Source organism: Thermicanus aegyptius DSM 12793 (assembly GCF_000510645.1).
In the GTDB taxonomy this organism is placed as follows: Bacteria; Bacillota; Bacilli; order Thermicanales; family Thermicanaceae; genus Thermicanus; species Thermicanus aegyptius.
The window spans coordinates 644,587-668,863 of sequence record NZ_KI783301.1 but is presented as its reverse complement, the minus strand read 5'-3'; the positions used below and the strand labels follow the sequence as shown (position 1 = coordinate 668,863).

At 49.9% G+C, this 24,277-nt stretch carries 21 protein-coding genes and 1 pseudogene; 3 read left to right on the top strand and 19 right to left on the bottom strand.

Annotated features, from left to right (window positions below; all coding sequences use genetic code 11):
• Nucleotides 1-204 precede the first annotated feature (204 nt).
• Nucleotides 205-993, top strand: a complete 789-nt coding sequence (locus THEAE_RS0103530) for a YhfC family intramembrane metalloprotease (protein WP_005587303.1) — start codon at nucleotides 205-207, stop codon at nucleotides 991-993.
• A 143-nt stretch (nucleotides 994-1,136) separates the two neighbouring features.
• Here THEAE_RS0103530 and THEAE_RS19860 read toward each other — a convergent pair whose 3' ends face one another.
• The 13 genes and pseudogenes from THEAE_RS19860 to THEAE_RS22830 form a co-directional block, all read right to left on the bottom strand.
• Nucleotides 1,137-1,610 (bottom strand): creatininase family protein, encoded by a 474-nt coding sequence (locus THEAE_RS19860; protein ID WP_052329733.1) that lies wholly within the window; start codon nucleotides 1,608-1,610, stop codon nucleotides 1,137-1,139.
• 33 nt (nucleotides 1,611-1,643) lie between these two features.
• A complete protein-coding gene (locus tag THEAE_RS0103520; protein ID WP_028986539.1) occupies nucleotides 1,644-2,849 on the bottom strand; it encodes an amidase in 1,206 nt (401 codons plus the stop codon).
• 276 nt (nucleotides 2,850-3,125) lie between these two features.
• Nucleotides 3,126-3,725, bottom strand: a pseudogene (locus THEAE_RS22395) (aminotransferase class V-fold PLP-dependent enzyme); the annotation flags it as partial.
• Nucleotides 3,656-4,012, bottom strand: a complete 357-nt coding sequence (locus THEAE_RS0103505; protein WP_028986537.1) for a hypothetical protein — start codon at nucleotides 4,010-4,012, stop codon at nucleotides 3,656-3,658. The gene THEAE_RS0103505 and the pseudogene THEAE_RS22395, both read right to left, overlap by 70 nt.
• 241 nt (nucleotides 4,013-4,253) lie before the next feature.
• Nucleotides 4,254-4,979: a maleate cis-trans isomerase family protein gene (locus THEAE_RS0103500; protein WP_281169602.1), complete on the bottom strand. Its 726-nt coding sequence runs from the start codon at nucleotides 4,977-4,979 to the stop codon at nucleotides 4,254-4,256.
• 74 nt (nucleotides 4,980-5,053) lie between these two features.
• Nucleotides 5,054-5,827 carry an ABC transporter ATP-binding protein gene (locus THEAE_RS0103495; protein WP_028986535.1) on the bottom strand — a complete coding sequence of 258 codons (774 nt, stop codon included), beginning with the start codon at nucleotides 5,825-5,827 and terminating at the stop codon, nucleotides 5,054-5,056.
• A gap of 29 nt (nucleotides 5,828-5,856) precedes the next feature.
• Entirely contained in the window at nucleotides 5,857-6,279 is a 423-nt protein-coding gene (locus tag THEAE_RS23810) for an ABC transporter permease (protein ID WP_425426417.1), read from the bottom strand.
• Between the two features lie 412 nt (nucleotides 6,280-6,691).
• Nucleotides 6,692-7,750: an ABC transporter substrate-binding protein gene (locus THEAE_RS0103485; RefSeq protein WP_039944240.1), complete on the bottom strand. Its 1,059-nt coding sequence runs from the start codon at nucleotides 7,748-7,750 to the stop codon at nucleotides 6,692-6,694.
• Between the two features lie 31 nt (nucleotides 7,751-7,781).
• Nucleotides 7,782-8,531, bottom strand: a complete 750-nt coding sequence (locus tag THEAE_RS0103480) for an SDR family NAD(P)-dependent oxidoreductase (protein WP_028986533.1) — start codon at nucleotides 8,529-8,531, stop codon at nucleotides 7,782-7,784.
• An 18-nt stretch (nucleotides 8,532-8,549) separates the two neighbouring features.
• Nucleotides 8,550-9,785: an amidohydrolase family protein gene (locus tag THEAE_RS0103475; RefSeq protein WP_039944239.1), complete on the bottom strand. Its 1,236-nt coding sequence runs from the start codon at nucleotides 9,783-9,785 to the stop codon at nucleotides 8,550-8,552.
• Nucleotides 9,786-9,830: 45 nt separating this feature from the next.
• The gene (locus tag THEAE_RS0103470; protein WP_028986531.1) at nucleotides 9,831-10,280 is read right to left on the bottom strand and encodes a copper amine oxidase N-terminal domain-containing protein; all 450 of its coding nucleotides are present in this window, start codon (nucleotides 10,278-10,280) and stop codon (nucleotides 9,831-9,833) included.
• A complete protein-coding gene (locus tag THEAE_RS21875) occupies nucleotides 10,277-10,513 on the bottom strand; it encodes a phosphorylase family protein (protein WP_281169542.1) in 237 nt (78 codons plus the stop codon). Before THEAE_RS21875 ends, THEAE_RS0103470 begins: the two co-directional genes overlap by 4 nt.
• A gap of 169 nt (nucleotides 10,514-10,682) precedes the next feature.
• Nucleotides 10,683-11,015 (bottom strand): nucleoside phosphorylase-I family protein, encoded by a 333-nt coding sequence (locus THEAE_RS22830; protein ID WP_342665768.1) that lies wholly within the window; start codon nucleotides 11,013-11,015, stop codon nucleotides 10,683-10,685.
• 622 nt (nucleotides 11,016-11,637) lie between these two features.
• Here THEAE_RS22830 and THEAE_RS0103450 point away from each other — a divergent pair.
• Nucleotides 11,638-13,227, top strand: a complete 1,590-nt coding sequence (locus tag THEAE_RS0103450) for a PucR family transcriptional regulator (protein WP_028986527.1) — start codon at nucleotides 11,638-11,640, stop codon at nucleotides 13,225-13,227.
• A gap of 77 nt (nucleotides 13,228-13,304) precedes the next feature.
• On the opposite strand, the gene THEAE_RS19840 is transcribed toward THEAE_RS0103450, so the two are convergent.
• The 3 genes from THEAE_RS19840 to THEAE_RS0103435 form a co-directional block, all read right to left on the bottom strand.
• Complete coding sequence (locus THEAE_RS19840) at nucleotides 13,305-14,609, bottom strand: MFS transporter (RefSeq protein WP_052329731.1); 1,305 nt, start codon at nucleotides 14,607-14,609, stop codon at nucleotides 13,305-13,307.
• A 270-nt stretch (nucleotides 14,610-14,879) separates the two neighbouring features.
• A complete protein-coding gene (locus THEAE_RS0103440; protein WP_005587289.1) occupies nucleotides 14,880-16,691 on the bottom strand; it encodes an ABC transporter ATP-binding protein in 1,812 nt (603 codons plus the stop codon).
• A complete protein-coding gene (locus tag THEAE_RS0103435; protein ID WP_028986526.1) occupies nucleotides 16,684-18,441 on the bottom strand; it encodes an ABC transporter transmembrane domain-containing protein in 1,758 nt (585 codons plus the stop codon). The genes THEAE_RS0103440 and THEAE_RS0103435 overlap by 8 nt, the downstream gene beginning before the upstream one ends.
• A gap of 1,122 nt (nucleotides 18,442-19,563) precedes the next feature.
• Between THEAE_RS0103435 and THEAE_RS0103430 the strand changes: the two genes are divergently transcribed.
• Nucleotides 19,564-20,805 (top strand): MFS transporter, encoded by a 1,242-nt coding sequence (locus THEAE_RS0103430; RefSeq protein WP_028986525.1) that lies wholly within the window; start codon nucleotides 19,564-19,566, stop codon nucleotides 20,803-20,805.
• 5 nt (nucleotides 20,806-20,810) lie between these two features.
• Here the strand turns inward: THEAE_RS0103430 and THEAE_RS0103425 are convergent, their stop codons facing one another.
• Genes THEAE_RS0103425 through THEAE_RS0103415 form a run of 3 tightly spaced genes read right to left on the bottom strand, consistent with a single transcriptional unit; the run spans nucleotide 20,811 to nucleotide 24,276 of the window.
• Nucleotides 20,811-21,989 (bottom strand): ABC transporter permease, encoded by a 1,179-nt coding sequence (locus tag THEAE_RS0103425; RefSeq protein WP_028986524.1) that lies wholly within the window; start codon nucleotides 21,987-21,989, stop codon nucleotides 20,811-20,813.
• A gap of 2 nt (nucleotides 21,990-21,991) precedes the next feature.
• Nucleotides 21,992-23,329, bottom strand: coding sequence for an ABC transporter permease (locus tag THEAE_RS0103420; RefSeq protein WP_028986523.1), 1,338 nt, complete (start codon nucleotides 23,327-23,329; stop codon nucleotides 21,992-21,994).
• Nucleotides 23,330-23,340: 11 nt separating this feature from the next.
• Nucleotides 23,341-24,276 carry an ABC transporter ATP-binding protein gene (locus tag THEAE_RS0103415; protein WP_425426379.1) on the bottom strand — a complete coding sequence of 312 codons (936 nt, stop codon included), beginning with the start codon at nucleotides 24,274-24,276 and terminating at the stop codon, nucleotides 23,341-23,343.
• Nucleotide 24,277: the final 1 nt, after the last annotated feature.

Genomic DNA, 24,277 nt, shown 5'->3' with positions numbered 1-24,277 from the left:
TTTCTTCATAAGTGAATCAGATATTCCTATTCCGTGATTGATCTCCCAATTCTTCAGCCTGCCGTTAGATGATCATCTTCAAGAAACTTTACATATCTTTAAATATCCCAGGAGAACATTGACAGGACAGAAGTTATCAGGTACTTTTCAAGTAGAGGTGAAAAGAAAGATTTTTCATCCACTTCTGTGAAGGGAGAACAAATCATGGTTTCCACGGCTTCAATCATAGGTTTAGCGCTACAGGCACTCCTCTCCTTTACCGTCCCCCTTTTTCTCCTTATCTACCTGATTCGAAAAGAGAAAATCTCGATCCGGACGGTTTTTATCGGAGCCCTGGTTTTTATTCTATTTTCCCAGATTTTAGAGAAGAGCATGCATCTTTATCTATTGGTTCAAAATCAGACAACGGCGAATTTTTTTAAGCAGCCTTTTCTATATGCCCTTTATGGCGGCTTGGCCGCGGGGATTTTTGAAGAGGTGGGGCGTTACCTCGCTTTCCGTTATGCCTTAAAAGGGAAAATGGAACGTAAGGAAGGGCTCGCCCTCGGTTTGGGGCATGGAGGGATTGAAGCCGTTCTCATCGGAGGGCTCCCTGCCATTCAAGCGATTTTTCTCTCGATGATGATTAACCAGGGTACATTGGAATCCAGCTTAAATGGACAAGTCCCAGCAGAAATGATTGCCTCGATAAAGACTTCGTTGACCGTTACTCCCCCCTATCTCTTTTACCTGGGAGGGATGGAGCGTATGATCGCCCTCATCATCCAGATCGCCATGTCTCTACTCGTCCTTTTAGCCGTTCGCAAGAGAAATCTCCGTTACCTCCTTTACGCCATCTTCGCCCATGCGGCCATCGATTTCCCGGTGGGCTTAAGTCAAGCGTTTCGTATTCATCCCGTCTGGGTGGAAGCGTTCCTCCTCCTAGTAGGAATCGGGCTGATCTACTGGATCCTCTCTACGCGAAAATGGAAAGATGAGTTTTCCCGGATTTAATAGACCTAGGGGATCGTTCTTTCTTTTGCGCAGATGCATTTTTGCAATTTCCCCCCTCCCGCCATGATCCAATAACCAAGTATGAGGATCGTAAATCTCTACCCCATTTGCTCGAAATTCTTCAATCACGTGATATAACCGTTCTATCGCATCAATTTACCCAGGCTACCTGGTGAAAAATTAAAGAGGATCAATCCTGTGGAAAGATAGATTTCTCTTGAGACGAAATGAAGCAGATCAACATTACCACCGTGAGTGTTAAAGAGAAGCAATTTTTTAAACCCACTGGAACGGAGACCCACGGCGATATCGGTAACGATCCCGATCAGTGTCTCCGCAGACAAGGAAATCGTACCGGCAAAACCTATATGTTCGTTACTTTTTCCGTAAGATATGGGCGGCAACAACCAGATCGGTAAATTTTTCTTTGTTTTTTCCAATGCCTTGGTTAAAATTGCTTCACCGATGAGTGAATCGGTCATAACAGGCAAATGGGGCCCGTGCTGCTCGATCGCTCCGATCGGCAGTATCACCAAGGCATTTTCCTTTGGAAGTTCCTTCACCTGCCGGCTTGTCAAACGGGGTAAAAAACCTTTCTTCCCATGCAGTTCCTTCATATCTCCTAAACGTAAACTCTGCTCCTTCGATAATTATTTTTTTATTTTTTCTCCTTTTTCCGTAAGCGGAGCGGACCATTTTTCATGAACCCATGATAAGAGTTTTAGATCTTGACGATACCCTGCAATGATGGAAATTCCGAAAGGCAATCCTTCCTCATCTTCCATCGGTAGGTTAACTTGCGGCAGTTCTGATAAGCCGGCGATGCACGTTAATTGCAAGGTACGAGTACGCCTGTCTTCCACTTGATCGCCGGTCAGCCCGCGCTTCGGTGGTGTACAGGACGAAGTGGGAATGACCAATAAGCGATTCGACCCTAGTAATTCATGCATATAGGATCGAAATTGCTCTTGAAGGGGACGTGCCTTTTCGTATTCGGAATCGCTCAGAGTACTCGTCCAGGCAAAACGTTCTGCGATATCCGGACCAAAACGGGGGTTTTCATCGCGAATCCACTTGCCGTGATTTGACCATATTTCATAACCTTGTATGGTGCGGAATGTTTTAAACAACTCAGGCAGTCCCTGCGGGGCGACAGTAATCCATTCATTTTTCTCCGTCATCCTCTCAAATAAGGGGATCGATTTAAAAAAACTCTTTCTGCAATCCTCTTCTACCATCTCCCACGCGTCGCGACCGAAAAGGATCTGCTGAAACTCCCCTTCGGTGTCCTCCATCCCATCGAATAACGCTTCACCTACACGTAATAATGTTTTAGCATCCCGAGCCATCCACCCGACCGTATCGAAGCTTTGGGCGAGCGGAATAACCCCATCCAAGGGAACAGAACCATGGGTTGGACGAAATCCGTAGATTCCACAGTAAGCGGAAGGGATGCGAACGGAGCCACCGGTATCGGTTCCTAGGGCGAAATCGACCGATCCGGAGGAGACGGCGACGGCCGAACCGCTTGAAGAACCTCCCGGAATGCATCCGGGAGCTTTAGGATTGATGGGGGTTCCATAATGATAATTCTCCCCGTTAAGGCTAAACATCAGTTCATCGGTATGGGTAATTCCTTTTAACCGCGCTCCTTGGGCCAACAGGAGATCGACAACAACCGCATTCTTTTCGGCAGGTTTATGCGTCCTTAGCCAATCGGGATTCCCGGCCCCATTCGTATATCCTTTGATTGCAAATACGTCTTTGACTGCAAAGGTTAAGCCTCGTAATCTGCCATCCTTGTAAGGTTCAATGATCACGTCCTCCTGAACAAAAGCGTTCCAATCAGCCGACATACTCTGTCCTCCATCTGTATGAATTATGCGGATCGATTTACCTGTCAAAAAGCTTTTCCCTTTAAAACCGCTATATCCTCTTCGTCTAAACCGGCTATCGGCCGAACACCATTGAGACACGACCTACCTTCACCAGGTGTAACAAAATTATATCGAACCCACCCCATTTTCATCATCTGATGGTGTCGCGCCAGCAGGGGGACTAAGATGTTTGCATTTTAGAATAAAGATAAGTCGCATCCTCTTTCCGCGATGATGCGAGTCCTACCAGAGCCCCCCCTCAGGTATGTTCACACAGGTAGCGACAGGGAGCTTGCAGGACGGACACCATCGCTTTCTCGTGAAGTTTGTGACGCTCGAATCCCTCTTCCAGTCCTTCTTCCAAAACGATGCACAAACCATCCTTAAGAACATACAGCATCGAGGTTGCTTCCGTATGATGGTTCAACCGACGAGTTCCCCAATAATCGATCAACTGACTTAAATCAAAATAATTGCACTTGGCTTTCCTGGCCCCTCGACGTCGACGTCTGGATTGCGGATACAACTCCCCACCCTTTTTCTGGAATTAATCTTTTTTTCGGTCCGTTCGTTGAATGTGATCGGCGTCATTCCGGAAGGGACAGACAAGCATTTCTGCGTTCCACCAACGGTTGCGTCAATCATCCAATCGTCAACTCTAACGTCCGTTCCCCCGATGGTGGCAACGACGTCCACGATGAACAGAACGTCGTATTCACGGCACGCTCTCCCAATATCACACAGAGGCTGCATACATCCCATCGATGTCTCTCCATGAACCATGGCTACAACTTGTAGGCGTCCTGTTTGAATTTTAGCAATGACCTCTTCGGGATCGAATACAGTGCCCCACTCTCGAGGTCCTCCCGCTCCGGGCTTACGGTCATCATGCGAAAAGCGATTTCGCTACCGTCATGCTCGATGACCCCAATATTTCCGGTCCTGCTGAGAAGAAAGTTAACTCCGGTCACCGAACTGGGGTGAAGGGCCAAATAATCCGTCATCGCCAGGACCGCTTCCCTGACGGTCGTGCACCGATCTAACGCCAATAAATTTGCGAATCCCCGGATATCTTCGGCTTCCCCTTTTGTTCCTCCCTTTCCGTTCTCCATCCGGGAAATTATTCCGAGATTCGAGCTCATTTCCGCCAAACCTTCCTCGTTCGTGCATGCGTTTACGCATCGCTGCCACTACATCGAGAAGACGACAACTCCTCTTGCCCCGCTCGGCCCGCATCATCCTGAATGTCATCTGGGCAGGAAACGTATCCACCGTCTTCGCCATGACGGCTTGATTCAGCTTATTTCCGGATTTTTTGCACAGCATTCCCATTATGCACATGGTCATCCGCCCATTATCAGCAGCCTGACGCAGTGCCTGGGTTCATGACTGCACCGCTTCATTCGCCTCTTCCGACTTAAACAGACCGCCCCAACCTTGCACACAATCCGGGGATATACCGATCATGTTCAAGGATTTCCACACGACGACGGAAATCGTATCGAAAATAGGGATACCGTATTTCTGTTCCAGCGATTGTACCAGCGGGGCTGCTCGCAGATTGGTGCAAAACGTCGTGATCGCCTCCACACCCGGAACGGCCACTTGGGCCACCATCTGTTCGATCGCTTTTGGCGAAACGCGGCTGAACTCTTTGTTGACATACATTCCTAGACACTGCTCGGCGGCGCATTCTAATCCGATGGTGGAATAATTGGCGATAATTTTTTCGTTTATGTCCGGCGTATAAGGCGTGACCAGACCGAAAGATTTGATTCCGTACAGCTCAAATGCTTCGTTAAGCGCCAGCACCGAAGTGGTAGCGGGAATTCCGGTTTCTTGAAAAATCCGTTCGCAAAGCCGGACATCCGCCTCAAATCCTAGCCATCCCGCCGATGTCCCGTTCCACGCGATCACGTCGACTTCGGCATCCGCAAGCAATCTGGCCGCCCGCAGCATCGATTCCTGTTCAAACTGTCCTAAAGCGTTCGGCCGCATGGAAATTTCCGTGACGGTAAACCGGGAAAAGTGGACCGAAACATCATCTAGACAGGAAAGCATCTGTTGGCATACCGGCTCCAGAACCGTATTGGACGAGGGGGTCAGCATGCCGATTTTTTTGATGTTTTTCGCGATAAACAAGTCAGAACGCTCCTTTCGTTCTTTTATCCGAGCGCCGCATTTCAGGTCGCTTTGGCTAATTTCGACTCTTCTCGGATATACCCGAGAATATCTCTCTTGTACTCGTTGAATAGATGCGAGGTGACATCTCTCGGGCGGGGAAGGTGAATGGAAAGCAGTTCCCTGATTTTTCCCGGCCGGTGGGTCATCACGGCCACTTTCGTTCCCAGGATCAACGCTTCTTCCACGCTGTGCGTGACGAAGATGACGGTAACTTTATGAAACTGCCAGATGCGCACCAGCTCCTCCTGCATATCCATTTTCGTCTGCGCGTCCAAGGCTGCAAAAGGTTCATCCATTAGAATGACGGAAGGATTGAGCAAGAGCGCCCGCGCGATTCCGACCCGTTGGTTCATCCCGCCGGACAGCTCATACGGATAATGATTTTCGAAACCTTTCAGGCCGACCATATCGATAAATTCCTGGGCCTTTTCGCGGCGTTCCTTTTTCCCGACCCCCTTGAGCTTTAAGTGGAACGAGACGTTCTCCCATACGGGCAGCCACGGCATGAGCGTCGGCTGCTGAAAGACCATGCCCCGGTCCGCGCCAGGTCCGGTTACCTCTTTGTCGTTCATGAGAATCGTTCCGGACGTTTGCTTTTCGAATCCGGCGATCATGTTGAGCAGCGTCGATTTGCCGCAGCCGCTCGGACCTAGCAGGCACAAAAATTCATTTTTTTCCACGGTCAGATCGACGTGGTCCAACGCGAGCAGGTTTTTTCCCCTTTTCGGATCGTGATACATTTTGACGATATCTTTCACCTCTATGAACGGCATCCTTGCACCTCCCTTCTTGTCCAAACCGTCTACAATCCTTGCACGGACATGTTGCGCTGCCAGTGAAGCACGCGGTTCATCATTTTTTTCAACAAGAGGTCGCTTAGAAAACCTAGCAAACCGATGCTAATCATGCTGGCGAGTACCAGATCGTATCTCAGAAAATAGTACGAATCCCACAGCACGTAACCCAAACCGCTTTTGACCGCGATCATCTCCGCTGTCACCGTCAGCATCCACGCCGAGCCGATGGCAATGCGCAGGCCGGCAAAAATGTTCGGAAGCGCAGCTGGCAAAATGACGTACCGAATGAGCTGCCATTGGTTCGAGCCCATCATGGATGCGGCCCGGATCAAGTTTTTGTCCGTCGTTTTCACCCCGTGAATCGTATTCATCAAGATCGGGAAAAACGCTCCGAGAAAAACGAGAAAGATGGCCGGTTTGTCGGCGATCCCGAACCAGATGATGGCGATCGGAATCCACGATACGGGCGGGAGGGCGAATCAACTGGATCGTCGGCTCGATCAGCTTCTCCACAAACCGCCACCAGGCGATCATCAGTCCGAGAACGATCCCGGAAATGGCTGCGATGACATATCCAGCACTCACCCTAAAGGCGCTGCTAAACGCATCACGGATCCACTGCCCACTGTTCGTCTCCGAATTTCCGGTCGTGCCGAAGATCCAGTCCATCCAAATTTGCAGCACTTTGGACGGCGCGGGAAGAAGGGAAGGAGACAACATCCCAGAGCGGGATATTCCCTCCCAAACCGCCACGATGGCGAAGGGAACAATCCACCGGTATTTGTTTTTGTCCCAGACATTTTTAAGAAAAGCCATCCGCAACCCTCCCTGGGATTTCCATTATTGATAACCCAACTCGTTTTTGCTTTTGCCCGTCGCTTTCTCCAAAAAGCTGTAATCCATGTTTTTGCCGACTTTATCGGAAACGTCTGCGGAAATATATTGCAGATCTTTCATCATCGAGGCAATGGCCAGCGTCTGTTTGTAGTACATGTTGTAGTCAGGATAAGCGTTTTTCAGCGACGCTTTGGCGATGTTGGCGTCCAGGCCGGTTATTTTGTTGATCGACTTCACCCATTCCGTCTGATCTTTCTTCAAATCGCCAACCAGCTTGACGACGGCATTCACGACAGCCTGCACTTGATCCGGCTTGTTTTTGATGACGTCGGACCGCGTTACGATGAGATTCGTCAAATTACCGGCCGCCTGTTTGTACGGATAGGCGAAATGTTTGCCAACACCGCTCAAAACGATTTGCGACGCGAACGGTTCAACCGTGCTCACTGCGTCCACTTCTCCCCTTTGCAAGGCGGCCGCATGGTCCGAAGGGTTGGGAATGTTAATGATCTCCACGTCGTTGACGGGATCGATGCCGTTGAGCAAAAGTTCGCCGCGCAGGTGGATATCCTGGGCGTTGCCGCGGGAAGCGGCAATTTTCAGCTTGTTACCAGATTCCAGCCGTTCCTGGACAAGCTTTTTGAAGCCCTCCCAGTCATCAGGTTTCAGATCGACGGCGTTCCCGACTATAATATCAGAACCGCCGTTGACCTGGCCGGAAACGGCAACAACGTCAAAGCCTTTGTCCAGTGCCGTCACGTAATGCAGATAGGTGATTTGGGCGATATCGATGCTTTTGGATACGAGAGCGGTCATCACATCGTTGCCAGAGTTGAAATTAATCGCGTCCACTTTCACTTCGTTAGTAAGTTCCGGCACAATCGACATCGAGACACAGTGCGCGCATTTGGCGTACCCCAATTTGACGGTTTCCAAATTTTTTGCTTCCGGTGCATTCGCCGTGTTCGCCGCCTGATTCCCCACCGGAGACGAACAGGCCGCCAAAAGAACGACCAAAATGAACGACAAAACAGACAGCCGGAAAAAGTATCGTTTCCCCATCGTTCTCTATCCTCCTTAAAGCGTCTTTGTGTTACCAGGAAGTGTAGCCCCCGTCGGCCACTAGTGCGGATCCGGTGATAAACGATGCATCCGCCGAACTCAAAAATAAGATCGCTGCCGCGATTTCCTCGGGCCGGCCCAATCTCATCAGTGGGTGCATACGGATCAGGTCCTCCAGCGTTCCTTGCGGGCCCTGCTTGCCATCCGCGAATTGCCTCCGCAACAGCGGCGTGTCCACAGCACCCGGACAGACCGCATTCACCCGTATTCCGTATTTTGCCACTTCGAGCGCTAGGCTGCGGGTGAAATTGAGCACCGCGGATTTCGATGCAGTATAGGCCGTAAAATGGGGAGCGCCTACGATAGCGAGCTGGGACGCCGTGTTGACAATGACCCCACTAACGGATTTCAACATCGGCAAACTTGACTTCGTCACCAAAAAAATCCCTTTGAGATTGATATCAAGGACGCGGTCCCAGTCATCCTCGCTCATTTCCTCGATGGCGCCGACAAACTCGATACCTGCATTGTTCACCAGCACATCCAAAACGCCCCATTGCTTTTCCAGCTGGCGGACTGCCTCGTCCACCGCTTCCGCACAGCTGACGTCGACTTGAAAGACGGTACATTTTTTCCCTTTCCAGCGCTCCATTAACGGTTCCGGACCTATGACGTCGAATACGGCGACTTCCGCTCCTTCGTTCAAAAAAGCTTCCGTCGCAGCCGCGCCGATTCCTGACCCCCCTCCGGTAATCAGCACTTTTTTGCCTGCAAATCGCATGGTTTCACCACCTATCATTTACTTAAAGACGCTCAGCTCCGTATGCACGAGGGAGGATGCCACTTTCCGTCCTTTTTTCCAAACGCCGATTCGCCCCGGAACTTCGAAGAGCACTTCCCCCGGGTGAAAAGCGTCGAAAAGAACAAGATCGGCGTCTCCTCCGGGCCGGATTCCGTACCCGTCGATTTCCAACGCGTTTGCGGCTTCCTCTGTGACCATGTCCAACAGTAGGCCGACGTCCGCCTTTAACCCCAGGTGAGCCGTCTGGGCCAACAATCGGGCGGAATCGAGCGGATCGCCCCGGCCGAAAGGGGTAAACGCGTTCCGGATGTTGTTGGAACCCACGATAACTCGGACCCCCTCTTCGCGCAGCAGACGAACCGGGGTCAAACCTCTGCGGATTTTTTCTTTATCCGCTCTGCCGTTCAGATACAGATCGGTCATCGGCAGCGTGATAACGGCGATTCCCGCTTCGGCAATCATCCGCGCGATTTCCCGCGCTTCCGGCTCCGAAACGGAACCGAGAGAGGTCAGATGGGCAACCGCCACTTTGCCCTGCATCCCGCAATCCAACGTGCGTCGGACGATTTTCAGAATATCCCGCTGGTTCGGGTCATCCGAAAAATCCACATGCAAATCGGCCGGTTTTCCGAACTCAACTGCCAACCCGAACACAAAATCGAGATGTTTATCCGCATCCAAGTCGTTGTAAGGAATACCGCCGACCGCATCGGCCCCTGCAGACAGCGCTTCGCGCATAAGTCCAGCCGTCCCCGGCTCCTTGAAGATGCCTTCCTGCGGAAACGCAACGATCTGCAAAGTGAGCACATGTTCCCATTTCCTCTTCAATTCCAGCATTGTTTCCATACTGGACAGCCCGATGATCGGATCGACTTCGGCATGGCATCGCATATGGGTCACCCCAGCGGCCACCGCTTTGGCCAGCACTTTCTCGGACCTCCGCAAGATGTCTTCCCGGGTGTAGCCGCGTTTCAGAGCGGCGGTGATCTGAATAGCTTCCTCAAGCGTGGTGGCTTCCCGGCCCATTTGTTCGAGCAAATACGCCTTGTCGAGGTGGATATGCGATTCGACCAGCCCCGGCAGCAGCATCCGGCCTCCGGCCTCAACGGTTTCTGCGGCCGGAGGGGCGGAACCGGAGATTCCCACATATTCTATTTTGCCGTTTTTCACGCCGACATCGAGCGTTTCTTCCCGGAACAAACAGTGCACTTCCTTAAATAACAAATCGAACACAACGTCCACCCTTCCTTTGTGATCAACTGACGCTGGCCACCGGGTTTAGGGAGAGGCGCAAAGCCGCTCAAGCGGCATTCGGCGACATCCCTGTGGCGGTGGATAAAAGCTGTTCCCCCTAGATGGAATCACGCGGTAATCCGGCTGAAAGGCCGGATCCGTTAAAGGACCGATAGCGGGACGCATCCAGGTTTTACTGGTCATTGTAAACACTGGACGCGAGAAGATCTTCAACTGAAAAGCGGTTTCCAGCAGCTGGAGTTCTGTCCATACGGTTCCGTCGACAAGAACAGTCGCTTCGGTGAGCGGATAGACGGACTGTCCAATGGTGACGCTGCGTTTGCCAGGCGGTATGACAACATCTTTTCCCATGTAATGGACGATGACCCGATATTTCTCGCCGTTCCATATCACATCGGCTCCCAGTCTTTCCATTACGCTTCGCAACGGAACCATGAGCGTTCCGTTTTTCATCTTGGAGTATTTATCCGTCATTTTTCTTGGTTTACATGCACCGTGGATTGCACAGGGAACTCGACTTTGCTGGCAATGGCTTTGATGACTTCCGTCACAAATTCGGCGCAGTAAATGGCCGCATTCGGGTCAAAATTTTCCCCTTCTTGCCACTCCGAGTTCGACAAAATGCGGATACCGAGAAACGGCACGTTGAACGATTTGGCCACCTGGGTTGCTGATGCCGTTTCCATGTCTTCGAAGCATGTCCCCACATTTTCATGCAGCCATTCGATGCTATCGAGCTATCTGTTCCATTCGTCCGCGCTTCCGATCACTCCGGACATCGCTTTTCCGCGCTGATATTCTTTGGCGAGATCCATGGCAACATTGAACAGGACGGGATCCGATTCGAACCTCGGATAAGATTTGATTTCTCCGTTTTCACGTATGGTGGTGGGCGCAACAGTCCACATATCGGGAGCCATACCGGTCCCTTGATCTCTGTGTTTCGTATTGAAATTTTCCGTAATTGACATAGCGTTGCAAATCCGGATCGTGGCCGCCGGCGGTACCCTGATTGATGATGTCCTTGGGGTTGTATTTCTCGATCAGCAGCATGGTCGAGGCGTACCAGTCGGTTCTTGAAACGACAACGGGAATAGAGCCGGTTTTTTCGGTGTAATACGTATATGAGCCGAACGTCTCCGTTCGATAGTCCTGCATTTGCTCGAGAAAATACTTTACTTCCACGTCAAGAGCGCCCTGAACTGCAATCGGCCTTGGCTCGTCCTGTGCCCCGTAAGCCTAGACGGAAAAGAGGAGCAGAACCAGAGCGATTAATGCGAAAACCACCTTTTTTCATAACCTCCCCCTCATCCGATGGGCTATAGACATCGGCGTATAAGGTAACTCCATCCCGCAACACACAAGGCAGGTTTCTCTTCAGCGTAACATTTCCAAATTGAATAATCTTCTCTTCACCTCCTCCGGCAATAGTTTGATGTAAATTTAAATAACACATAGAGTAAATTTATCTTCTATTGCCTCCTTTTATACCACATCATTTTCGCCCTTCACAAGTAGGTTTCATTCGATTTGTACCTTATCACAATGTAAGCCCTTTATATTCGTTAGATTTACTACACGGAATCAAATCCGTTATATAAAATCACGTATTATGTTAATTTTAAATTCTTCCACGTATCATGTTAATTTTAATTCTTCGCCTCGTTCTTGCTGCTTTATGCTTGCATGATGATCTCTGAAAGGATCGATTCTCCCCTGTAAATATGTCATGTATTATAACTTCAATATTGTAATTTTACTTACGTAGATTATAATTTTTATAAAGACGATCTTAACTGCTAAAAAGCACGACTGAAAGGATGGTGCCGAGATGCAGTTCACCGTAGAGGATGCACTATCCATCTACCCTTTGTCCGAGGGTAAACTGATCGCCGGAAAAACAGGATTGAACCGAATCGTTAAGTCCGTCAACATCATGGATGCCCCGGACATCTCCGATTGGATTCATGAAGGAGAGATTCTATTTACGACAGCCTATCTATTGAAAGACAATCCGGAGGATGCCATTCATCTGCTTCGGAAACTCGTGCAAAAGGGCTCTGCCGGACTGGGCATTAAATTAGGAAGGTTTTGGACGGATATTCCCGAATCCCTCGTCAGAGAGGCGGATCTCCTATCCTTTCCCTTGATTGAACTCCCTTATCAATTTACCTTTTCCGATCAAATCAAAGGCCTATTCAATGCAGAAATGCAGAAGAGAACCCAACAATTGAAGCGCATTTTGAATAAACAGAAAGAACTGATTCGCTTTGCATTAAACGGAAAGACCGGCGATTTCTTCATGAATTTATCGTCGATTATCGAATTTCCGATGGCTGTCGTTGGTTCCCACGGACATATTTTGTTTAACAATCTTTCTCTCCCAAAGGAGCAAATACTGAAAGGATGGCCCTGGAAACCGATCATTCAGTCGATTCGTACCGATATCGGAAAATTGACTCTGATCCCCCTTCAAACCCATGGAGATCCGTCGAACGGAGTCGGATTTGTTGTATTCCACTCACAGGAATCCCAATCCTTAAGAGAAGAAAAGGGGTTATTATTGCAAACCGCCGAAATCATCGCGGTTCACTTGGAGGCAATGGAGAAGGAACATCTGGAAGGATCAATTCAAAAAGAAATCACCGCTTTGGTACGTGACTATCTGAAACAAAAAGTTTCTATCCATACATTGATGAATTATACTGCGCGCATGGGGATTCCCTTTTGTAATGAACCCTACCAATGCCTCCTGGCCACCGTCCAGGACGCCGACCATCTTTCAAAAGAAAAACTGCTCAAAAGAGTCTATCAAGAAATGCTCTACCACCCTCTGCTTAAGGAGATGTCCAACCTTCACTTTTTCATTGGGGATGAAATCTTTTCCATTATTCCTGCCAAACTTCCCAAAGGAGAACGTAAACTCTCCGATACCATCGCACGAATATTTTCAGAGCTTTCTTTAGATTACGGAGGCTCTCTCTCTTTTTCCCTAAGTCAACCTAAAATGAGAGCAGAAGATCTTGCCGACGCATATCGGGAGTGTGTTAACGCCAAAGATACGGCCAAACAGTTAAACCTGAACAACCTCGTCGTTGAATATGATAACGTAGAGTTGGCCTACATTTTCCAGTCTGTCCCACGGGAGAAAATGGAGAGATTTTGTCAAAAAATCATTTCCCCCCTTTCGGAAAAATCACAGGAATCATCGCACGATATGCTAAAAACGCTGGAGATCTTCATCCAGACCAACGGGCAAATTAAAGAGACCGCCAACCAATTATATATTCATCGGAATACCGCCGCATATCGGTTAGAAAAAATCAGCGAAATCCTCCAAGTGGATTTCAAAAATTTTGACCACCTGTTGAAACTAAAATTATTCTTCCTTTTTGAACAAATTCTACAAAATGTAAAATAAGAGGTGAACGATAAAAAGTCACAGAAGGGGAGATAGAATTGGATTTCTCCCCCCTCTGTGACTTGACCATCCCATGCCTAAGAACCGATCAGCACTTCCCTCTTTTCGTCATCGGTGGAAGATGAGAACTCCTCCTTCTTCCATTTCTCCCGCCGGGCTTGAATCTCCGGCATGACCGTGCGATAGAGGAACATCCCTCCCACCCCCATGAAAAAGGCGACCAATCCCATCTCCCATCCGCTTAAAACGGTTCCCAAAAGAACACCCAGGGAGGAGAGTACCCGGGCTCCCTGCCAGACAAAGCCGTTCACGGCGATGTAGGCGCTGCGCGAGTGGCCGGGTATCATCTCCGCGAAGAGGGACTGCTGCACCGGTACCTTTATGACCTCTCCGATGGTGGCCAGAAGCATCGCCAAAAGCAAAAGGACGGGGAGGTTCACGGCGGTAATGACACTATATCCGATGATGTACAGAAAAGAGCCCACGTAAAGCATCTTCTCCTCCGGGAACCTTCGGGTGATAACGGCTGCGAAGGCGGCCAGTAGAACGACCAGCACCGTATTCTCCGTCTGCAAGAATCCGAGAAGGTTTACCCCATTGAAAGAAATTCCAAAAAGGCTCTGCTCCGGAACCTCCTTTGCCAGGCGTATCCCGATATAGTTCTGAAGCTGAAATTCCAAGGTGACGATCAGTAAAGAAGCCAAACCGAACAGCATGAAGGGGGCATCCGTTATCACTTGAAGGTAATTTCGGATGAGGCCATCTTTCCGCCCCCGAATTCTCTCTCTCTCTTCCCGCTCTTTCTTCGCATCATAGGTCTCCTGAACCAAAAAAATGGTGGTGAGGAGGGAGAGAAGGACCGCCCCCGTCATGACAGCGAAAAGAATAAAGCGATGTTTTTCAAAGAAAAAGGCTCCGATCGACGCCCCTACCGCCAAGGTGAGGTTGTGGCTCCAGTACATGATGGAATACATCAAGGTCCTATTCTCCGACGTGGTTACATCAAGGAGCATCGCATCCCCGGCAGGCCCGTAGATTCCCCAGAAGGAACTGATGAGGAGAAACGTGAAAGCGGTAATCTCCGGCGAGATGAGCCAGGGCGAGTTGGCCATCATCGTCAGAAAATATCCCCCAAAAAATACGGCCTCCGCTAAGACCATCAATTTCTTCCTCCCCACCCGGTCGGCGAAGTAGCCGCCATAAAAACCGGTCGCTATGCTTAAAAGGATGCTGGCTAAGAAAAGAAGCCCGGTAAACGCCTCTCCGAAATAGTGGGCAAAATAGATCGCCATAAACGGAAAGGTTAATGATTGGGCAAAACTGGTGATGAAACTGACGTAAATTCGAATCTTCACATTCGGATGGAAATCCCGAAAACGCATTTTTTCCCCTTCTTTTTCTCTTCTTCCACTCTCTCTACTTCCTCAGCTATCTCTATTTTTCTCTCTCCCTATCCCATTTTGTACGGTGTATCTCTCATTCCCCCGGATCGCCCGGCTTGTTTCGGATTGCTTTTGCTCCATCGCTCTCTATCCAAATGTTTCAACCCAGGGGGCCGGACAATCCTCTATATAATCTCCCTTTCACTTTTTCTTTTTTCCTTTATTTACCAAATTTCTTGCTTCGCTGTACGCAGATGGGCCGAAGCCCCTTTATCCGTTCATCTCGATGCGTTCCCGCCTCTCTCCCGAAAGGAGCCCTCCCTGTTGGAGAAGGAACATGGTATAGTAAAGCCCCCTCTTAGCCAAAAGTTCCTGATGGGTTCCCCGTTCCACGATCTCCCCATGATGAAGAACCAAGATGAGATCCGCGTCCTGTATGGTGGAAAGACGATGGGCGATGGCGATGGTGGTCCGTCCCTGACGCATCCGTCCCAAGGCGACCTGGATCGCCTCCTCTGTTTCCGTATCGACACTGGCCGTTGCCTCATCGAGAACCAGGATCTTCGGTTTCAGTGCCATGGTCCGGGCAAACGCGATGAGTTGCCGCTGTCCGCTGGAGAAGGTGGCTCCTCTCTCCACCACCGGTTCATCATATTTCCCGGGCAATCGTTCGATAAATGCGTCCGCCTGCACGAAACGGGACGCCTCTACAATTTCTTCATCGCTGATTTCCTTGTTATGAAGCCGGATGTTATACTTCACATCCCCCACAAAGAGGAAAGGGTCTTGAAGGACGAGGCCCACCTTTTTCCTCAGTTCCGCATCGGAATAAGCCGGTAAGGGGACCCCGTCGATTAGAATTTCTCCCTTTTCCACCGGATAAAAGCGCATCAATAGGTTAATGATGGAGCTTTTTCCACTACCTGTATGTCCGACTAAGGCGACCGTCTGTCCCGGTTTTGCCACGAAGGAAATGTTCTTCAATACCTCCGTCTTCCCATCGTAAGAGAAACTGACATTTTTAAACTCCACCAAACCTTCTTCGATTTGCGGATTTTTCTCTCCTTCCTGAGATGGAGCAAGGCGGGTTTCATCCATGAGCCCAAACACTCTCTCTGCCGCCACCACCGCTTTCTGAAAGGAGGTGAGCCGGAACATCATCTCATTGATGGGCTCGAACATTCGGTCCAGGTAATTGACAAAGGCATAAAGAACGCCGATCTCAATCGGATTGGAAAAGGATTTAATCCCAAAGAATCCGAGGATGAAGATGAGCGTGATGAGGTAAATGAAATCCACCGCAGGGCGAACCAGAAGGCCGTTAATCTTAATCTGCTTTAAAAAAGCGAAGAAATAGCCCCGGCTGATCGCCTCATATTCCTGCTGCATCCTCTTCTCCTGCCGCATCGCCTGAATGATGGTCATCCCCTGGAGGGATTCGTTGAGCCTGGCGTTCAACTGGCTAAGTTTAGAGCGAGCAATATGGAAGATCTTCGAACTGAAATGGCGATACGTCTTCATCAAGGCCAGAATGACCGGAATAACCAGGAGGAGAAGAGCCGCCAAACGGGCATCCAAGGTAAACATGGCGACGAAGACGCCCAGGATAAAGAAGATGTTCTGCACGAACGTGGACAATACGTTGACATAAAGCTCCTTTATCGCCTCCGTATCATTGGTGATGCGGGATACGAGGCTTCCCCCCGGAGTTCGGTCGAAGAAGGAAAGGCCCAGACGCTGCACCTTCGCAAAGAGATCGACGCGGATCCGCTGGATTACCCATAAAGCAATTTTATTAAAATAGAGATATTGAAAGTAGTGAAAAACCGTTGCCGCCACCAAAAGAACGAAATACCCGGCGGCCAAAAGGAGAATGGCGCTTACCACAAGATTTCGGGGGGTTAAATAACCGTCAATAAAGTTCTTCACCAGAATGGGGCCCGCCACGTCCGCCCCTGTCGCCAGGGTAAGGAGAAGAAAGGCAAGGGCAAGATGCTTCCAAAAGGGAAGAAGGTATCGAAAGAGCCTCCTCACCACCCTTTGACGGGTCACCCTTTCCAAGACTTCAAACTGTTCATCCATTCGCCTTTCCCCCTTCCTCTACTTCAGCCTCCAATTGCTGCCTTAGGTACATCTCCCGGTACCAACCCTCTTCTGCCATCAGTTCTTCATGTTTGCCTCGTTCCACAATCTTCCCATCTTCCAATACGAGGATGAGATCGGCATGTTGAATGGCGCTTAAGCGGTGAGCGGAGATCATCGTCGTCTTATTCGCCCGATTCCGGGAGAGTTTCCCTAGGATCTCCTCCTCCGTCTTCGCGTCGACAGCGGAAAGAGAGTCATCCAAAATGAGGACCTCCGGATTCATAAGAATGGCTCTTGCGATGGAGATTCGCTGCTTCTGCCCCCCCGATAGGGTGACGCCCCGTTCTCCAACCAGCGTATCATACCCGTTCTCAAAGCGGAGGATGTCCTCATGGATGGCCGCGATTTTCGCAGCCGCCTCGATCTCCTCCCGGGTGGCATCCGGCTTCCCGAAGGCGATATTCTCCGCCACCGTCGCCGAGAAGAGGAAATGATCCTGGGGGACGTAACCAAAGGCTCTTCTTAGCCCATGCAAGGTAAAATCGTAAATGGAACGCCCTCCAATGCGGATCTCCCCATCGGTAATATCAAACTCCCTCATGAACAGTTTAAGGAGAGTGGTCTTTCCGCTCCCAGTTTTTCCTACAATCCCTAGAGTTTCCCCTTGTTTTAAAGTAAAGAAGATATCCTGCAGGGCGGGGCTATCCTTCTCCGGATAGGTAAACCGGCGTATGGCCACCTCCACATCACCGCCCGGCACCTCTTCCACCGCCCCCTCCCTGTCAAAGACGTCGGGGCGCTCTTCTAGAAGACGGGTGATCCGGTCATAGGAGGCGCTCCCCCTCTCCATGATGTTGAAGAGAAACCCGAAAGCGAGCATGGGCCAGATGAGATGGCCTAAATAGAGGGTAAAGGAGGTAAGTCCGCCAATCGTCAACTCCTCCTTTAGGACGTAATAAGATCCCACCCCCACGGCAATCATGAAGGAAAGTCCTACAATAAAGGTGATGGTGGGGCCGAAAAGGGAATCAATTTGAGCGACGGAGATATTCTTCCGGACCACATCGTCAGATAATTCCCGAAAGGAAGCGATCTCAGCCTCTTCTTGTCCGAAAGCTTTCACCACCCGCACCCCGGAGATGTTCTCTTGCACCTTATCGTTTAAATCGGAAAAGGCCGCTTGGGCTCTATCGAAACGATGATGAAGGAGCATCCCGTATTTGCTCGTCGCCCAGGCCATAAAAGGCATGGGAATGAGAGCAAGGAGCGTTAACTTCCAATTGATCAATGCCATCGTAACCACCACCATGCTCCCCATGCTTAAAGAATCGACCAACGTGAGAACTCCGTCCCCCGCCGCCCCTTCCACAGCTTCAATGTCGTTCGTGGAATGGGCCATCAAATCGCCGATGCGCCGCTTGTGGTAAAAAGAAGGGGACAGCCGGGTGAAATGCCGGTACAGACGGTTCCGGAGGATCATTCCCAATTTGAAGGCAGATCCGAAAATCATGATCCGCCAATAGTAGCGGAGAATGTAGACAACCACCGCCACCGCCAGGATGATCCCTAAACGAGTCAAAAGAAAAGATAGATCCAAGGTTCTCTCTTTGATTCCGTCCACCACCTGTCCCACGATGTAAGGTGGGACCAGGTTTAAAAGGGCGACCACCATGAGAAGAATAACTCCGGTAAGATACTTCCACTTCTCCTGTTTGAAAAACCACATCAGGTCGAAAAAGATTTTCAAGACGATCCTCCCCTATTTTTCCTCAACTTCTCTCTCATCTCTCTGCTCTCTCGCCTATATATTAAATTCCCTTGAAATTCCCTTGTTTTTCCCTGGTTGAGACTCCTATTTCTTGACGGCCATAGGGTCCAAATGTTGCAACAGGGAATAAAAAGTAACAGGGAATAAAAAGTAACAGGGAATAAAAAGTAACAGGGAATAAAAAGTAACAGGGAATAAAAAAACCATGGAGACATACACCCCATGGTATCCTGGTTCGACCATTATGGACAAATTCTTCCAATCGCATTCACAAAAGAAGACGAGAAACGGTTCCTCCTCTCTGTGAGAAAGCGAATATGAAGAGATGCCGCGGGTGTACGCTCATATGCTGTCCGAAATCTCCTTTCGAACGAGGCAAAGATATTCCAACCCAGGTTTTTCGATTGGGCTGGTATCGTTCTTTGCCCAGCCCGAAATTAGATGTTCCGAACAAGATATGGCACCTGCGGCACCTCCTTTCTGCAATGTTTCGGATTTAGGAACATTTTCATTCTAACTGAAAATTTCCCCTTTGACAATAGGGGAAAAAATTTTTTTGCCGTGGTTGCCAACCCTCCATGAACAGGAGGAAAGAAAACACACCATGTTGATAAATAGAAGAAAGGGGCTTGAACAATTTCACGCATCTGGAATTGGTCAAACCGGTCAAAGACTGATCGAGTAAGAATGATGTTAGAAAATTGGTTGAATAATTGTTAGAAAATATCTGTCAGAATCATAGATATTTTTTAGAATTCTATTGACATTACACCGTTTTGCTATTATCCTACAATTGAAAATAAATCAGAAAAGCCGGTAAAAAATAGCACTGTTCCTTTTTCTCAACAGCCTACTGCGTAAGGCAAGCGGATTCTCTTTGAAAGTGGAACTTAAATCGATCGCATAAAAGAGAAAAGCCGGTTATCCACTAAACCGAAATGAAGAAAATCGAAGAGAAATGGAAATTGAATCAAAACCGTTTCATTGAAAGGTAATAAAACGTTATCTCCTCGCTAAGACAGACCTATGATGATCATTCTCTTCAGATCGCAGATTGGATGAAAAACGTCAAACAAAGTAAGCAAAGTGAGGAACAACGAAATGCCGATTCTCCTCCTCAAACAGAATAGGGACTTTCGGAATGTATGGCTCGGACAAACCATTTCTTATTTTGGGGATCTGTTTTACGATCTTGCAATGGCTTGGTTGGTTTTCGACCAAACGAAGTCGGCGCTGCAATCGGGTTTAGTCTTGATCGCAGGGTTTTTACCTGAAGTTTTATTCGGTTTGTTCCTGGGAGCATTTGCAGATCGTTTCAATCGGAAAAGGATGATGCAAATCACCGATTTCGTGAGAGCCCTCATCACCGGAATCTTCGCAGTCTTGATTTGGACCGGTTCTTTCGATATCTGGCAAATTTATGTCATCACCGTCCTCATGTCGATCAATCAAGTCTTATTCTCAGCGGCGAAAGGGGCATGGATCCCTGTCCTTGTGGAAGAGAATCAATTGCTTACTGCCAACTCTATCTTGGCCACATCCATGCAGATGAGCAGATTTGTCGGAATGATTACCGGAGGTGTGGTGGTGGCTTGGGTCGGACCGGCCGTTTCAGTTTTATTTAACAGTCTTACTTTTTTACTCTCAGCGCTATTTGTACAATTTGCGAAATACATCCCCTATACACAAGATTCGGTAACAAATCAAGGGAATAGCCTTTGGGGAGATGTGAAAGAAGGGATCATGTGGATTGTAAATCAAAGGTTTTTATTCGCCCTCATTCTGATCGGAACGATCAGCAATATCGCCCTTGGGCCCACAAACGTTCTCCCGCCCATGTTCATCCAAAAGGAATTGCATGCGAATGCCGACGTGTTAGGCATGTTTGACTCTGCCATCGCTTTAGGCCTAATCCTCGGAGGATTCCTCACCGGAACGCTATCCATAAAAAGGATTGGTTTATGGTTCGTCGTGGGATTAGGGATGGAGGGAATGGGGATGATCCTCGTCTCCATCGCCCCCTGGCCTTTGATCGCCTATGCGGGCAATTTTCTCCTCGGAATCGGTGTGATGGTGGCGAGCCTCCCCATGGGAACATTATTACAAACCCTCACTCCATCCCACATGAGAGGGAGAGTAAATAGCTTTAGTTCGATTCTCTTTAATATGGCCATCCCCTTTACCTACGGTGGGATCGGATTCCTTGCCGATTCTTTCGGAGCCAGAGCGCTCTACGCCATGGGGGGGTTGTTGTTATTCCTGTGCGGGTTAATCGGCATGGGAATATCATCCATGCCAAAACAACCCAAAGTAGAGGAGATCGCCCAAACCTCACATGATTAATCTCTTTACTCTACCCCTTTCCTTTCAAAAAGGTGGACCCCAATCCCCATAAAGAGAACGGCCATGAGAAGGAGGACGGCGGTCGGCAGCCAAACCACATTCCATCCCTGCTGATTGAGAAGGATCTCCTTGATGGCGCTCATGGGGTAGTAAAGGGGAATGCCTTTCGCGACGGTGATTAGCCACGGGGAGGTAACCACCTCCAGCGGCCAAAAGGCGCCTCCCAACATGGCAAAACTGACGGCAAAGATGGGGACGACGGCATTAAGCTGCTGCGTGTTCTTCACGAAACCGGAGAGGAGCATTCCAAAGGCTGCGATGGTTACGGTATAGATCGCGAGGAGAAAGAGAATCGGCCCCCATCCCTCGCCCCAGTTGACTCCGAAGAGAAGCCGACTCGCGCCCAGGAGGATGAGAAGCTGCCCATATCCCACCATAAAACTGTAAAGGAAATTGCCCAGGTAGATCTCTCTTTTTCGAAGGGGTGAGATGAGGAGGCGATCCCAGATCCCCTGTCGCCTGTCATTCAGCATCTCCGAGAGGGAAAAGATGATGGAGTAGATGACGAAGAAGAGCATAAAGCCCAATGAGGATTGAAGCTTCGGATCATAGCGGAAGGCTTTGCTCCCTTCTGCCGTCTTTCCTGCGGTGGAGACGGGTAAAGTCTCCTTCCGGCGTTCGGCCAGAAGTTCCTCCACCCGGGTGGTCACCTGGGGCCGATTCGCATCGAGCCCAAGTTGAGTTAAGGAACGAAGGATCGCCCTCACCCCGGCCTGTTCGGTATGCATCTTAATGAGGCTTGCTTGGATCACCCCTTGCAGGGATGGAATAATGGTGGAATCCTTGCTCTTCACCATTTGGATCTCCACATTGCCCGATGCCATTTCCTCCGAAAAGCCCTTTGGAATGATGATGCCCGCTTCCGCCCTCCCCTCGGCCACCTCCAACTTTAACTTCTCGAGGGAAACGGGCACGAATTGATAAGAGCTAGAACGGTTGAGATAAGAAACCGCCTTTTGCGACAACAGGCTGCCCTCTTCATCATAGAGGGGGATGGAGATTTTGCTTGCCGTCCCCATGTTGCTGAAGGCAAAGGTAAATAGAAGGGGGAGAAGAAGCATGAGGAGAAACATCCTGCTGTTGCGGAGAAGCCCAACTCCTCTCTGCCATAATATGGTTCCCATCCTTACACCTCCTTTAGGCGGCTGATGGCGAGCGCCGCGGCCATAAACAGAAGCGTCATGATAAAGAGATTGGCAAAGACCGGCAAGATCTCCGAAAGAGAATATCCCTGCATCACTTTTACAAATCCTTGTAGGGCGGCACCGTTGATGGTGAAATCCCCCAGAAGCCGCAAACCATCCGGCAAGTACGCGACAGGAATGAAGCTCCCCCCGGCCAGGGCCATGATCTGGGTGATAAAACCGCTGAAGATCTCCGAGCCTTTCTCGTTTCCCGCCACATGGTTGATCGCGGATAAAAGAAGGCTTAATCCGCCGACGCCCAGGGAGACGAAGAGCAGGAGAGGGAAAAGTGCAACAGGGTCTCCCCAGTTTACCCCGAAGAGAAAACGGGAGAAGAGGAGAAGAAGGATCATCTGCAATAGAGAAAAAAGGGAGGTGGAGAGAAATCTGCCTGCGTAGAGAACTCCTCTCCCCCTGCCGGATAAGAGGATCCGCTCATAGGTATGAAACCGGCTTTCCTGAATGAAATATTCGGCGCCATAGGAGGCGGTAAAGAGGATAAACATGGCGCTCATGGCGGCGGCATAATACTGAAACCCCGAGATGCTCTTCTTTCCTTCCACGGCGATGGAGCGAAAATGAACTTCAAACTCTTTCCCCTCCCCCTTCCCCACGGAGGTGAGCAAGGTTTCTATCTGGGAATAGGCCTTATCCCCTCGGTTCATCTCCACAGCCGCTTCCTGAAATACATTTTTCGCCAGAATCCCCGCCGAGAGGGTGTCCGTATAGGCTCTCACGATGCCTTCAACGATTCCGGCCCGGATCTCCTGGTCGGGATCCTGCCACACTTCGACGGTGGAGGGGCTTATCACAGGGAGCAGGGAACTCAGCCAATAGCGGTAAGCAAAACCTTCCGGGATCAGGATCACCGCCGTCACCTTTCCTTCTTTCAGCCGGCGGAACGCCTCCTCTTTTCCCATCGTTTCAACCGATATCCAGGATGCGATTTTCTCGTCTTTTAAGACTCTCTCCGTCAGCACCTCGGCCGGATGAAAGGAACTCAGTTTCTCGAGAATCTCTCCCATCTCCCTTTCACCGATCCCCCGAGCGAAGGGGGAGGCGGTGAGAACGCTCTTCAACTTTTCCAGATCCCGGTTGATGTCATCTTCATTGACCACCGCCACTTGTGCCGGGCTTAACGTGCTCTCCCCCTGCATGAAGGAACCGACCGAAAAGCCGAGGATGGCGATGAGCACGATCGGCATGAGGAGGGTGATGAGGAGCGCCTTTTTGTCCCGGATCATCCGTTTTACATCTTTTATCGTCATCTGCCAAATCATCTTTTCCCCCCTTACTCCCTCAGCCCGCGTCCGGTGAGATGCAGGAAGAGATCTTCCAAGGTGGGTTTTTTCACTTCGACGGAGAGGAGAGAGGTATTGGAATTTTCGGCGAGGTGAACGATCTTTCCCAATGGTTCCATCCCTTTCCCCACGATGATCTCAATTTTCTCTCCTCTCCGGTGAACCACGTGAACGCCCGGAAGTCCTTCGAGGGCATGGAGGAGCTCTTTTCCATTCCGTTCAAAGGAGAGTTCGATCGTCTCTTCGTTAGAGATTCTCGCGATCAATTCCTCTTTCGTCCCATCGGCGATGATCTTCCCGTGATCCATGATGTAGATGCGGTCGCACAGGAAATCGACCTCCTCCATGTAGTGACTGGTGTAGAGGATGGTGAGCCCTTCCCGGTTTAAGTCTTTAATGGTATCCAGAATTAAGCGGCGGGACTGGGGATCAATCCCCACCGTCGGTTCATCCATGAAGAGGATTTCCGGCCGGTGGAGGAGGGCGGAGCCGATGTTGATCCGCCGCTTCATTCCCCCCGAATAGCGGCCGACCCTCTCCTTTGCCCTGTCCGTAAGGTTGATGATCTCCAAAACTTCCTCCACCCTGCGGCGTAATGCCTTTCCCTTTAACCCATACACCCGGCCAAAGAAGAGCAGATTCTCTTCTCCGGTAAGATCGGGGTAAAGGGCAATCTCCTGGGGGACCACCCCTAATCTGTTCCGCAGTATCTTCGGATTCTTCAGCACATCTGCCCCGTCCAGAAGGATCTCTCCTTCGCTGGGGGGAATAAGGGTAGAAAGCATGCCGATCATGGTGGACTTCCCGGCACCGTTCGGTCCGAGGAGACCCAGGATCTCCCCCTTTCGCAGCCGAAAGTGAACCCCGTCGACGGCTACCGTGTTCGGGTACCGCTTCACCAAATCTCTTCCTTCCAATACCTCCATC